12 protein-coding genes are annotated in these 12361 nt (G+C 64.0%); 6 read left to right on the top strand and 6 right to left on the bottom strand.

The window, feature by feature from the left end; all coding sequences use genetic code 11:
- Positions 1-250: SDR family NAD(P)-dependent oxidoreductase (locus tag ACOJSI_RS03450; RefSeq protein WP_420136864.1), on the top strand; the 250-nt coding region annotated here is incomplete at its 5' end.
- A gap of 541 nt (positions 251-791) precedes the next feature.
- Positions 792-1847: a LacI family DNA-binding transcriptional regulator gene (locus ACOJSI_RS03445; protein ID WP_420136863.1), complete on the top strand. Its 1056-nt coding sequence runs from the start codon at positions 792-794 to the stop codon at positions 1845-1847.
- On the opposite strand, the gene ACOJSI_RS03440 is transcribed toward ACOJSI_RS03445, so the two are convergent.
- The 3 genes from ACOJSI_RS03440 to ACOJSI_RS03430 all read right to left on the bottom strand — a co-directional run bounded on the left by ACOJSI_RS03440 (position 1819) and on the right by ACOJSI_RS03430 (position 6517).
- Positions 1819-3021 (bottom strand): MFS transporter, encoded by a 1203-nt coding sequence (locus tag ACOJSI_RS03440; RefSeq protein WP_420136862.1) that lies wholly within the window; start codon positions 3019-3021, stop codon positions 1819-1821. The two genes, ACOJSI_RS03445 and ACOJSI_RS03440, sit on opposite strands and share 29 nt — an antisense overlap.
- A gap of 17 nt (positions 3022-3038) precedes the next feature.
- Complete coding sequence (locus ACOJSI_RS03435; protein WP_420136861.1) at positions 3039-5321, bottom strand: TonB-dependent receptor; 2283 nt, start codon at positions 5319-5321, stop codon at positions 3039-3041.
- Positions 5322-5422: 101 nt separating this feature from the next.
- Positions 5423-6517 (bottom strand): Gfo/Idh/MocA family protein, encoded by a 1095-nt coding sequence (locus ACOJSI_RS03430; protein ID WP_420136860.1) that lies wholly within the window; start codon positions 6515-6517, stop codon positions 5423-5425.
- A 21-nt stretch (positions 6518-6538) separates the two neighbouring features.
- Between ACOJSI_RS03430 and ACOJSI_RS03425 the strand changes: the two genes are divergently transcribed.
- The 3 genes from ACOJSI_RS03425 to ACOJSI_RS03415 are packed head-to-tail and all read left to right on the top strand — an operon-like array spanning position 6539 to position 10100.
- Entirely contained in the window at positions 6539-7447 is a 909-nt protein-coding gene (locus tag ACOJSI_RS03425) for an aldo/keto reductase (RefSeq protein ID WP_420136859.1), read from the top strand.
- Entirely contained in the window at positions 7444-9039 is a 1596-nt protein-coding gene (locus ACOJSI_RS03420; protein ID WP_420136858.1) for a carboxylesterase/lipase family protein, read from the top strand. The genes ACOJSI_RS03425 and ACOJSI_RS03420 overlap by 4 nt, the downstream gene beginning before the upstream one ends.
- A complete protein-coding gene (locus ACOJSI_RS03415; protein WP_420136857.1) occupies positions 9036-10100 on the top strand; it encodes an LLM class flavin-dependent oxidoreductase in 1065 nt (354 codons plus the stop codon). Before ACOJSI_RS03420 ends, ACOJSI_RS03415 begins: the two co-directional genes overlap by 4 nt.
- Positions 10101-10251: 151 nt before the next feature.
- On the opposite strand, the gene ACOJSI_RS03410 is transcribed toward ACOJSI_RS03415, so the two are convergent.
- From ACOJSI_RS03410 to ACOJSI_RS03400, 3 genes are all read right to left on the bottom strand, one after another.
- Entirely contained in the window at positions 10252-11058 is an 807-nt protein-coding gene (locus ACOJSI_RS03410) for an alpha/beta hydrolase (protein WP_420136856.1), read from the bottom strand.
- A complete protein-coding gene (locus tag ACOJSI_RS03405; RefSeq protein WP_420136855.1) occupies positions 11058-11294 on the bottom strand; it encodes a hypothetical protein in 237 nt (78 codons plus the stop codon). The genes ACOJSI_RS03410 and ACOJSI_RS03405 overlap by 1 nt, the downstream gene beginning before the upstream one ends.
- Positions 11295-11475: 181 nt before the next feature.
- Positions 11476-11910, bottom strand: coding sequence for a hypothetical protein (locus tag ACOJSI_RS03400; RefSeq protein WP_420136854.1), 435 nt, complete (start codon positions 11908-11910; stop codon positions 11476-11478).
- On the opposite strand from ACOJSI_RS03400, the gene ACOJSI_RS03395 reads away from it, so the two are divergent.
- Positions 11903-12046 (top strand): hypothetical protein, encoded by a 144-nt coding sequence (locus ACOJSI_RS03395; RefSeq protein ID WP_420136853.1) that lies wholly within the window; start codon positions 11903-11905, stop codon positions 12044-12046. The genes ACOJSI_RS03400 and ACOJSI_RS03395 overlap by 8 nt on opposite strands.
- The last annotated feature ends 315 nt before the right edge of the window (positions 12047-12361 follow it).

Here is a 12361-nt window from a genome sequence, read left to right as displayed (position 1 = left end):
GTTCAACCGCGGCCTCGCTCAGGAACTCGGGCCTAAGGACGTCACGGCAAACCTCGTGCAGCCGGGCTCGACCGACACCGACATGAACCCGGCCAACGGCGAGAGCGGTGACTATCAGCGTAGTCTGATCCCACTCGGCCGGTTCGGTACAGCGACCGATGTCGCGGCCGCGGTCACCTTCCTCGCCAGCGCAGCGGCAAAGCACATCACAGGGTCCATCATCACCGTCGATGGCGGACTGCTCGCCTGAGGCACAACGCATCTTGGTTTCGGAGAGGCGAACGATGTTGAAACTTTCGAGGTCTGCGCCCGCCGGCACGGCCGCATGGGGGGACGCTCCCAAAGCGTATCCAGCGACACCCTTCCGACCTACCTGCGTTAGTAGAAACCGTGACGCTCACCGCAGTTTTCTGCGGATCCGCGGGCATGTTCACGTTATGTAGGGTGCACCTACAGGACTCGAAATCAAAAGTTAACACCCTGTTTTAAAACACATATCCTGTTCGATTTTGGTGGTGGCCCATCCGTGGCCCAGCCTAGGATTCGTTCCCTCGTTTCGGACTCGCACCGGCGCCAAGCAGGTTTTTTTCAGGCTTGAGGGCTGCCAGTCGCGGAGCGGAATCAAGTGGGACTGATGGGCAGCTAAGATCCTTCTGGTACGGGGCAAACCGAACCGAAAGAGTGGTGTATAAGCCGCTAGCCCATGACCGTCATTCGGCAATGCGATGCACCAAGGAAGCGAGACGGCAGCTGGAAAGCAGATGCCTATCCGGTGGCAACCCGACAGCCTTTTGACGCGCGACGCCAGGCTTGGCATCGTGCCCGCCGGAGGATCCTCAGTGCGCCCCACCATAAACGACGTCTCCCGGCTGGCGGGCGTTTCGATCAAGACCGTTTCCCGCGTGCTCAACAACGAACGGCGGGTGGCGGAAAGCACGCGTGCGCGGGTCAACGCGGCGGTTGCAGAGCTGAACTACCGGCCCAACATCGCCGCCAGGTCGCTCGCCGGGCACCGCAGCTTTCAGATCGCCCTCGCCTGCGACAATCCCAGTCCCTATTATGTGTACGAGATGCAGTCGGGCATCCGCGACCGCTGCCGGCTCGATGGCGTTCGCATGATGGCGCAGCCCTATGACCACGATTCCGAACGGCTCATCGAGGACATTGAGAGCCTCGTGACCGCCGCCGGCATTGATGGCCTGATCCTGACGCCGCCGGCCACGGATTATCCGGAAGTGCTCGCGCTCTTGGAGCGGCACGGCACGCGCTTCGTCCGGGTCGCGCCAGGCTCGCATTTCGAGCTGACGGCATCGGTCTTCATCGACAATCGAGGCGCCGCGCTGTCGATGACGCGACACCTCCTGGCACTCGGACATCGCCGCATCGGCTTCATCACAGGTCATTCCAGCTACGCGACGAGCACGCAGCGCCTCGACGGCTATCGCGCCGCGCTGGCCGAGGCCGATATTGAACCCGACCCGCGCCTGATACGCGAAGGCAGCTATGACTTCGCCTCTGGTGCCGATGCCGCCGAAGCCTTGTTCGCCTTAGCGCAGCTGCCGACGGCGATCTTCGCATCGAACGATGAAATGGCCGCCGGCGTACTCAGTATCGCGCATCGGCGCGGTCTCTCGGTGCCCGGCGACCTTTCCGTCGCCGGGTTCGGCGACGATGCAATCTCCCGCTTCGTCTGGCCGCCGCTCACCACGATCCGCCAGCCCGTGCGAACGCTCGGCTATGCCGCCGCCGACCTCCTGCTCGCGGCCGAATTCCGTGTGGAGCACCGCGAAACACCATTCGAGCTGATCCGGCGTGAATCTACCGGGCCGGTTCGATCCGCGGGATGAGCAATTGGATGAAGCCGAGCGCGGCGAGGTAACTGAACGCGCAGATCACCAGCATCGGCGCATAGCCCCAGCCATGGCCAAGCGACCAGGCGGACAGCTGGATCATCGCGATCGAGCCGAGGTTGCCGCAAAAGGCGGCGATGCCGATCGTAGAGCCGACAATGCGCGCGGGGATCACATCAGTGGTCAGCGCGAAGACGTTGGTCGAAAAGCCCTGATGTGCGAACAGTCCGAGCCCCAGTACCAAAGCGGCGATCCAGGGACTTTCCAGATACAGCACCACCGGCACCGGCAGGATCAGCAGCCCATAAAGCAACAGGCTCCCTTTCCGCGCGCGGTTCACGCTCCAGCCCCGCGCGATCAATCTCGTCGGCAGCCAGCCCCCGGTCAGCGCGCCACAGGCCGCAAGCGTGTAGACGATCGCCACCGGCAGGCCGACCGTGCCCTGCTGCAAACCGAACAGCCGGTGGAACAGGTCCGGCAACCAGGACAGCATGAAGAACCACACTTGGTCCGACAGCACCTTGGCGATGGCAATGGCGGCGGTCCGCCGGTCGCGCAGCAGATCGACCCAGCGGATCGGCGCCGGCCCCTCCCCTTCGCTCACAGCTGGCGGCACCTTCACCGCGAACCAGGCCACGACCCAGAGCAACCCCAGTCCGCCCGCGACCAGGAAGGCCGCCTTCCAGCCAAACGCCACGGCCAAGGCCGGAATGAACAGCGGTGTCAGGATCGCACCGACATTGGGCGCGGTATTGCCAATGCCGAGCGCGATCGAGCGGTCCTTCGCCTCGAAATAGGTTGCCGCCGACTTGACCGCTGCCGGCGTGCCCACCGATTCCGCCGCACCCAACACGATCCGCGCGCCGATGAAGCCGGCAACGCTGGTCGCGAAGGCATGCGCCATGCCGGCCAGGCTCCACACCGCCACGCCCAGCGCGAACCCCAGCCGCAAGCCGGCCCGGTCGATCAGCCAGCCGGTGCCGAGAAAGGCGACCGCTGCAGCGAACTGGAACGCCGAGGCCATGTTGCCGTAATCCTGGTCCGACCAGCCGAATTGCTGCTCCAGCGTCGGCTTGAGCAGGGCCAGGATCTGGCGATCGACATAGTTGAGCATCACCGCGCAGAACACGAGCGCCACGATCACCCAGCGTCCCGCGCTTCGCTCCACCAAGGCTCTCCCGTCGCCGGTCAGAAGTTCACGCGCGCGGTAACGCCGGCATAGCGATCCGCCTCCCGCGGGATGATGTACCGATAGGCGCCGCCCGGTCCACTGCTGACGATCGAAGCCGGGAAATGGGTATCGAGCAGATTCTTGACCTGGAAGGTCAGCTTGAACCGGTCCTGGGCATCGATCAGCGCGGCGGAGAGATTGACCAGCGTATAGGCCGGGATCTCGGTCAGCGCACGGATCACCGGATTCGCATCGAACTGCCCGGCCTGCGCCGATTGGGTGGTCACCTGCGTGCCCAGCCCGACATCGAATGCTCCGCCGGTGCGCAGGCGATAATCGACCGCGAGCGAGCCCTTCCACGGGATTGCCGCGCCCAGCCGCGTGCCGTCGGCGATCACGCCCGTGACGACGCCGTTATCCGGCACCCTGAAGTGATCGACATGGGCATCGGTATAAGCGAGGCCGCCCGAGATGGAGAGATCGCGAACCGGGCGCACCAGCAGGTCGAGTTGTACGCCGCGGGTCGAAACGGTGCCGGCATTGGTGAAGCGTGTCACCAGCACGCCGGCGACCAGATCCGGGTTGTTCGCCTGATAGTTATGATATTTGGCATACCAGGCCGCGAGGTTCAGCACAAGCTTGCCGCCGAACAGGCTGTTCTTCAGGCCGATCTCATAGCTGTCGGCGGTTTCCGGCGCGATGATGTTGGTGCCGGTCGCGGTCAGGTTGAAGAAGATATTGTAGGCCGGCCCCTTATAGCCGCGCGCATAGGTGGCGTAGACCATGGATTGCGGGACGATGTCATATTGCAGGCCAACCTTGCCGGACACATTCTGGTGGCTGGTGTCGCCCTGGAACGGACCAAAGCTGGGGTTGATGCCCGGGCCGGCGAGCGTAGTCACGCGCTGGTGGAAGACGTCGAGATCGTCGATCGTATAGCGTAGGCCGACAATGCCGCGCAGCTTGGTTGTGAAGTTGAGCGTGCCCTGGCCGAACAGCGCATAATTCTTGAACGTGGAGCCGAAATCGGCGGTGCCGCTTGGCCGGGTGACGACGGCGCCCGGCGTCGTGCAAGGCACCAGCGCCGTCCCTGCCGGGGGCGGTGTCACCGTGCAGACGATGTCGTCGCGCCGGAAGACGCGTTCCGAAAAGGCGCGCGAATAGAAACCGCCGACGACATATTCGAAAAACTGATCGGCGGGCGAGGTCAGCCGCACTTCCTGGCTGAACGTGTTGCCGGTCTGCGGGCCGGTGTCGTGAAGCTGGCCAAGACCGACATAGGCGGCCGGCAACCAATCGCCATCGCGTATCTCTTCATTATTCCAGCGGCGATAGGCCGTGATCGACGTGATTGTGTGGCGCCCGATCGTCCAGTCGCCCTGCAACGACAGCCCCCAACTCGTCTCCTTGGTACGGGTGATCAGATCCTGATTGATCGTGCGCGAATCCCGGCCGTTGATGTCGGGCAACAGCGGCGCGGACGCGCCGCTGGTCGGCGGCGTACCGATCACCTCGGCGCAGCAATCATCGTCGCTTTTGCGATAGTCGCCGATCAGCGTGAATTTCAGGTCAGGGCTCGGATCCGCGACGACGATGCCGCGCACGCCCCAATGCTTGTATCCGTTCACGCGCTTGCCCCCATGGGCGATGTTGCGGATATTGCCGTCCCAATTGCCGTAGAAACCGGTGAAGCGGCTCTTGACCGTGTCACTAACGGGGATGTCGATAGCAGCACGGGCGCGATATTCGCTGCCCCCGGTGAAGTAGCCGCCTTCAACGAAGCCACCGAGCCGATCACCCGGACGCTTGGTGGTGATGCTGATAACGCCTGCCGACGCATTCTTGCCGAACAGCGTGCCTTGCGGCCCGGGCAAGACTTCCATCCGTTCGATATCGATCAGGTCACTGAATGCCTCCCCGGCGCGGCTATAGACGACACCGTCGACCACGGTGGAGATCGACGGCTCACCGGCGATCGAGAAGGTCGAGGTGCCAACGCCGCGCAGGAACAGCGACTGGTTGAGCGTCGTACCCGATTTGCGGAAGTTCATGGTCGGCACGAGATATTGGGCGTTCTCAAGATTGACCCCGCCCTGCGCGGCCAGCGTGTCGCCGCTCACCACCGTTACGGCCACCGGCACGTCCTGCAGGCGCTCGCGGCGTTTCTGAGCCGTGACGACGATCTCGGCCGGATCCGCCGACTGGGCCGCCGATCGCGCATCCGCGCTCACGTCCTGCGCGTGGGCGGGCACCGCCAAAACAGCCAAGGCAGTGCCCACAAGGAATATCGACTTCGTCACGAGCAACCCCCTTTATAATTCCCACTCAACTGATAGGGTATATAAATGTCTCGCGCTGTCACGCCCCAATCTGTCTTTACCCGCCCCAAGCCCTGCTTCATTCAGAAGCCGAGTTCGCGCATCTCCACGGCACGTTTCTCGCGGGCGCTGATCTCGGCCGCCGTACCGATCGCCACGGCCATCAGACCGTCGCTGGCGGAGACTTCCACCGCGCCCTCGTCACGCACGGCGGCATTGAACTTCTGATGCTGATAAAAGGTCGATCCATGATGGCTCCCGGCCTTCAGCGCCGTCTGATCGACGTCCACAATCTCGCGTTCGACCTGCTTGGGATTGCCGAAGCCAGTGCGCGGGCTGAAGACGAGCGCGCCCTCCGGGATCAGCACGTCGAGCCGGGCCGCGTCGCCGACGGCGCTGATCTCCTCCTGATTCTCCGCGCCGTCAGCGAACATCGACAAATCCAGCATCGCCCGCACGCCGTTGGCGAAGTCGACCACGGTATAGCTGTTGTCCAGGATGTCCGGGCGTTCGCCGGCGTACCGCTCATCGACATGGTTCACGTCCATCGCGCCCGAGCAATAGACCCGCACGGCCTCGGCCCCGACGATCAGCCGCATCAGGTCAAAGAAGTGGCAGCATTTTTCGACCATCGTGCCGCCGGTGTTGCGACTGAAGCGGTTCCAGTCGCCGACTTTGACCAAGAAGGGGAAGCGATGTTCGCGGATTGTGAGCATGCGCAGCTGGCCGATTCTGCCGTCATGTACCTGTGCGATGAATGCGGCGGCGGGTGGCATGTAACGATATTCCATTGCCGTCCAGAACGGCTTCGTCATCGCCTCGACACGCTCGACCACCCAGCGCGCGTCATCGATCGTGGTCGCCAGTGGCTTCTCGCAGAGGATCGCGACGTTGGCGTCGAACAGGGGCTCCAGCACCGTGCGATGGGTGAAGTTCGGGCTGGCGACGATCACGGCATCCACCAGTCCGCTCCGCGCCAGCGCCGCGGCATTGTCAAAGGCCTGTACGCCCTCGCTGCGCGCACCCAGCGCGGATCGCGCCCAGCCCAGCGACGTCGCCACCGGATCCGCAATCGCCGTCACGACCGCGCCGGGCGTGATCGCGAGGTTCTGGAGGTGCTCGATGCCCATCATGCCGGTCCCAACCAGCCCGTACCGCACTTGCTCAATCAAGCTCATAAATCCTAAGGAGTGACAGCGATGTCGCAGCTTGAATTCTCCCCCGAACCCCGCCTGCTCGGCAAGAGCGGAATATTTGTCAGTCCGATAGCATGGGGGATGTGGCGCTTCGCCGGCCGCAGCGTTGCTGAAGCGACAGCCCTGGTGGAAGCCGCACTCGATGCAGGCATCACGCTGTTCGACACGGCGGATATTTACGGGTTTGACAGCAACTCGGGCTTCGGCGCGGCAGAGACCCTGCTCGGCCAGGTGTTGGCGGCCAGCCCCGGGCTGCGGGAACGAATGGTTCTCGCGACCAAGGGGGGAATCCTGCCCCCTCTGCCCTATGATACGAGCCCGCTCTATCTCGCCCGCGCGCTCGACAGCTCGCTCCGCCGCCTGCGCCTCGCGCAGGTCGATCTTTATCAGATCCATCGGCACGACATTCTCACCCACCCGCAGGAAGTCGCCCGCGCGCTGGAGGATGCCGTTACCGCCGGCAAGGTGCGTGCGGTCGGCGTGTCCAACTTCACGACGGATCAGGCGCGCGCGCTTGCCTCCTTCCTGACCATTCCCCTGGTCAGTCATCAGCCGGAATTCTCGCCGCTCCACCTCGATCCAATGGTCAATGGGCTGTTCGATCAGGCCATGGAGCGTGACATGGCGGTGTTGGCCTGGTCGCCGCTCGGCGGCGGGCGGCTCGCCGCCCCGGCGGATGCACGTACGCAGGCCGTCGCCGAATGCCTGGACCGCAAGGCCGCCGAAGCCGGCGTGAGCCGCACGGCCGCAACCTATAGCTGGATCATGGCGCATCCCGTCCGCGCCATCCCGATCGTGGGCAGCCAGAACCCGGCGCGCATCGCCGAGGCGGCCAGCGCGCTGCAGGTGCGATGGACCCGCCAGCAATGGTATGACGTCCTCGTCGCCGCGCGCGGGGAGAAGCTGCCGTGAAGCGGCTCGCTTTGGCCGCCTTGCTTTCGCTGGCAGCTACGCCCGCCCCCGCGCAGACAATCCATATTGCCCAGGGCGACATCTCCGGCACCACGCTCGACAGCGGCGTCGCGGCGTGGCTCGGCATTCCGTTCGCGGCGCCGCCGGTCGGCGATCTGCGCTGGCGGCCACCGCAACCGGCCGGCCACTGGCGCGGAACCTACCCGGCCACCCGCTTCGCACCATCCTGCATGCAGCCGCTGCGCGATCACGGCATCGCTTATTATGTCGGCGACGATCCGGTGGCGGAAGACTGCCTCTACCTGAACGTCTGGGCACCCAACGGAATTCGCGCCGAGGCGAAGCTGCCAGTCATCGTCTTCATCCATGGCGGCTCATTCGTCGCCGGCTCCGCACGCAAGCCGCTCTACCAAGGCGACAGGCTCGCCGCGAAGGGCGCCATCGTGGTCGGCATCAACTACCGGCTCGGCGCGCTGGGCTTCCTTGCTCATCCGGCGCTCAGCGCGGAATCGGCCGCCCACGCGTCGGGCCATTACGGGCTGCTCGATCAGATTGCTGCGCTGCAATGGGTGCATGACAATATCGCCGCATTCGGCGGCGATCCTTCGCGGGTGACGATCATGGGCCAATCGGCCGGGGCAATCAGCCTCGCGCTGCTCCAGACAAGCCCGCTGGCCAAATCGCTTTTTCAACGCATCGTGGCGTTGAGCGGCTCCCCTTATATGTCGGTCGCTGGCAGCCGTACCCAGACGCTGGCATCGGCCGAGGCGGCGGGCACCGCCTTCCAGCAGAAGCTTGGCGCCCCCGATCTTGTCGCACTGCGCCGCATGCCGGCGGATCGCATCGTCGCAGCCCAAGGCCCGCTGGCGATGCCGATCGTCGATGGCCTAGCGGTGCCGCGCGATCCGGCGGACGTCTATGCGGCGCGCGGCCAGGCCGATGTCCCGATCCTGCTAGGCACTGTGCGCGATGAAGCGCTGAGCCCGCTGGCCGGCGTCTCTACGCTCGCTGCCTATCGCGCGGCGTTGGACACGTCCTTCGGCGAGCGGGCGGGAGCGGTGGCAACCCTCTATCCCGCGAGATCCGATGGCGAGGTGCCCGCCGCCGCGCGGGCGCTGGCGCACGATATCGGCTTCTCCACGATGATGCGCAGCTGGGCGCGGATGCAGGCGCTCCACGGCAAGGCGCCGGTTTATGCCTACTGGTTTGACCGGCGGCATCCCTATTCCGCCGGCGTGCGCTTCAGCGATCTCGATCCGACCACCACGGGCGTAAACCACACCGATGATGTTCCTTATTGGCTCGGCACCTTCGAGAGCCTGAACGGCCCGCGCCGCACGCGCGATTGGTCCGTCGCCGACCGAGAACTTGGCGCACAAATGCAGGCGGCGATCATCGCCTTCGCCGCTTCGGGCGATCCTAACAGCCCTGCGCTAGCGATCAGCTGGCCGCGCTACGACCCGCGTACCGAGCGCATGGCCGGCTTTGGCGACACGGTCAGGCTCCTGACCTGGCCGGACCGCGATCGGATCGACAACCTCGCCGCGCTCGGCATTCCGGACCCGCGCACCGCCAAGGACAAGAAGCAATGACACCGACCTGTGAAATAAGCTGGTTCTCGGCGCTGTGTGACGACGATTACGAGTTTCTGGGCGTCCCGGATACCCGCCTGCGATCGAGCTGGGAGCATTGTCGCGACATCGTGCTGCAGGCCGAAACCGGCGGCTATGACAATATCCTGCTACCCTCCGGCTATGCGCTCGGCATCGACACCACCGCCTTTGCGGCGGCGATCGCGCCGATGCTGCGTCGACTGGCATTGCTGATGGCGGTGCGGGTCGGCGAGAGCTGGCCGCCGCAGCTCGCGCGCCAAATCGCGACGATCGATCAGATGCTTGGCGGCCGGCTCAACATCAATATCATCTCCTCCGACCTGCCCGGAGAGATGCTTGCGTCGGGTCCACGTTATGCGCGCACGGTGGAAGCGATGCGCATCCTCAAGACCCTGCTCAACGGCGAGCCGCTCGACCATGACGGGGAATTCTGGAAGCTTAAGCTCGATCCGGCGCGGATCCGCACCGTGTCCGGCAAGGCGCCCCTGCTGTATTTCGGCGGCCTCTCACCTGACGCGCGCGACGCGGCGGCGAAGGAATGCGACGTCTATCTGATGTGGCCCGATACGCGCGAGAATGTCGCAGCGCTCATCGCCGACATGCGTGCGCGTGCCGCCAGCTATGGCCGGACGCTTCGCTTCGGCTACCGCGCGCATGTCATTGTCCGCGACACCGAGGAAGAAGCACGCCGGTACGCCGACCGTCTCCTCTCCAAGCTCAAGGCCGGCTCCGGCGAGGCAATCCGCTCTAAGTCACTGGACATCACATCTGCGGGGGTCGCGGCCCAGACGGCGCTGCGCGAAAGTGCGGCCACGGACGGTTATGTCGAAGACAATCTGTGGACAGGCATAGGTCGCGCCCGCTCGGGCTGCGGCGCGGCAATCGTCGGCGATCCGGACCAGGTCCTCGGCAAGCTCAACCTTTATCGGGAGATGGGCATCGAGGCCTTCGTCCTGTCCGGCTACCCCCATGCCGCCGAAGCGGATTTGTTCGCCCGTCATGTCCTCCCGAACATTCCGCACCGGAACCTGCTGCTCTAGGGTGAGAAGGCGGGCACCAATCCACCGATGGAGGGCGACGCGCCGTCTTCCCGCCGTCAGCCGCTGCAATCAGTCCGCCAATTCTCAGTTCTGTCAGCAGCCGCACGACGAAGCCCCGCCCCGCTCGCAGACTACCGGCTGCCGTTGCTCTTCATGGAAAAAGCGTACGCAGCCACGCTGCCGTGCGATCCTGTGATGCATCGGTATAGACAAGTTCATGCCCCGCCTCCGGCACGATTTCCAGCCGTGCGCTCGCCTTTGTTTCACTAAGCACGCGGCCTTGTTCCGCTGGTATCAGCGGATCGGCCGCACCATGCAGGATGAGGATCGGGCAGCTCACCCGCTGCAATTTATGCTGATTGTCATAGCGGTCATGCAGCAGCCAGCGCACCGGCACGAAAGGATAGTGGACACGCACGACATCGGCCAAGCTGGTAAAGCCAGACACGAGTACCAGCCCTGCGACCCTGTGCGTCGCCGCCATTTCGGTTGCAACGCCCGATCCCAGCGAATTGCCGATCAATATCGTGCGGCTCGGCGGGGTGCCTTGTGACGCCAGCCAGCGCAGCGCCGCCGCACCGTCGCGGTACAATCCCTCTTCGCTCGGCGTTCCCGGATTTCCGGCGTAGCCGCGATGTTCGAGAAGCAGCAGTCCATAACCCTGCGCGGCGAAACGCACAGTTGCCGCGCGACTTCCCGCGAGCGAATCGCCGTTGCCATGGAAGAATAGTACGGTTGGCCGCCCGCCCTGTGGAGGCCTGTACAGCGCCCGCAGAACAAGCCCATCAGTTGTTGTCAGTTGCACCGCCCGCACCCCTTCCCCTGCGGACAGCGCCATAGCAGCGCCATTGAGAGGGGCCGGATAGATCAGGTTGCGCTGCTTGGCATAGAGCCAGCCTAGCGCACCCACATAGAGCATGCCCGTCACCGCCAGCAGGGCCAGCAGCATTTTTGTCATCATGGCTGCAAGATTCCGGATCGCAGGTGGCGCAGCGCGTCACCAAACCACCTGTTCGCGGCGCGTGCCGATGACGAATCATCGTCGGCGGCGGGACGTGAAAAAGCGTCTGTGGGGATGTTTTTCGCCATCCAATCCACCAGCATTCCGGCATTGTAGACCGGATTGTAAGGATCGGCAGCGACGGCGACCGATACCGGAACCGGAATTGCCACGATGCGGAGATTGGCGTCCATCACCATCGCGCTGGCCGCGCGCGCCCACAGGCTCACGTGACCATGCTGGCCGCCAAAGGATAGCTCCGATACGTCGAACCAGCGCTTTGACGCCCCGGGCTGAACTTCGACGGAGTTGATCACCCCCGGCCTGAGATACATTGTTTCAACTTACGACGCGCTTCGTCGCCATTTCTCCAGCTTATTTCGAACGTCTTATTCCATCAAATGTCAGCTTGTAGTGCGTCGCATCCTTCATTCCGTTCAACATCGCATCTGCGCTGGGGACGGCGAAAGCTATGATTCCCAGGCCTGTGCCGCTCGCGGCGTAATTAATGGCGCGTACCGTGCTTGGATTACCATCACCATCGTCCAGAGTGACAAGGATCAGGCTTTGCTTCCTTGGGTGGGGTAGCCCCGTTGCGGTAAACGAGAGCATCGCTCCCCGGTAATCGTCACCGGGGGCCGAAAGCGTGATGATACCGTCCAGCGTACCATAGGCGGCCATGCAATAATCGCCCCGCTTCAGACGGGCAGCAGGTTTGAAATACTGCCAATATCCGCCTAGCAGGCGTTGATACAGGGGATCGTCGGTCATCCGCACTGTGTCCTGGAGCATGATCTTTGCCATGGTCATCACAGCCGCGGCCATATTGCCGGCTGGATCGCTCGGCTTTTCGGCGCTTGCTGCGCTGGGAGCAGAGCTATCGGCTACGCAGAGTGGCGTTGGCGCCAATCCCACCCCGCCGGGCGCCATACCGATCATCCGTTGACCCAGCGCCGAACCGCTGCACGCGAAAGTCTGGGCATCCGCCGGGGAAGCATGCCTACGCCGATTAGGTACCACAGCGCTGGGGCACCCAGCAGTAGGGCCCGCTTCGTCGACCGTGCGGGCTGACAGCGAGCGTGGCCACGATCCTCTTTAGCTGTTGCCATCGAACTAATCCTTCTCGACGTGCCAACGCGTCAGAGACAGCGTACACTGTGAAATTGAACGCCGTATATATCTTGTGTGCCTTACGAGACAATCTTCCGCCCTCGTTCATAACAAAGTCTCGCACGTGCGAGATTCTCCTAACACGGCCACA

Source organism: Sphingomonas sp. (genome assembly GCF_048595155.1).
Lineage (GTDB): Bacteria > Pseudomonadota > Alphaproteobacteria > Sphingomonadales > Sphingomonadaceae > Sphingomonas_I.
Note: the sequence above shows the minus strand (reverse complement) of the source record. Positions and strands in the feature narration are given on the sequence as shown.

What these genes read in the sequence shown, in the direction of transcription:
- ACOJSI_RS03430 (WP_420136860.1), bottom strand. Translation starts at nt 6,517, where the DNA reads ATGAGCTTGATTGAGCAAGTGCGGTACGGGCTGGTTGGGACCGGCATG.
- ACOJSI_RS03425 (WP_420136859.1), top strand. Translation starts at nt 6,539, where the DNA reads ATGTCGCAGCTTGAATTCTCCCCCGAACCCCGCCTGCTCGGCAAGAGC.
- ACOJSI_RS03415 (WP_420136857.1), top strand. Translation starts at nt 9,036, where the DNA reads ATGACACCGACCTGTGAAATAAGCTGGTTCTCGGCGCTGTGTGACGAC.
- ACOJSI_RS03410 (WP_420136856.1), bottom strand. Translation starts at nt 11,058, where the DNA reads ATGACAAAAATGCTGCTGGCCCTGCTGGCGGTGACGGGCATGCTCTAT.
- ACOJSI_RS03405 (WP_420136855.1), bottom strand. Translation starts at nt 11,294, where the DNA reads ATGGACGCCAATCTCCGCATCGTGGCAATTCCGGTTCCGGTATCGGTC.
- ACOJSI_RS03395 (WP_420136853.1), top strand. Translation starts at nt 11,903, where the DNA reads ATGGTCATCACAGCCGCGGCCATATTGCCGGCTGGATCGCTCGGCTTT.
- ACOJSI_RS03400 (WP_420136854.1), bottom strand. Translation starts at nt 11,910, where the DNA reads ATGACCATGGCAAAGATCATGCTCCAGGACACAGTGCGGATGACCGAC.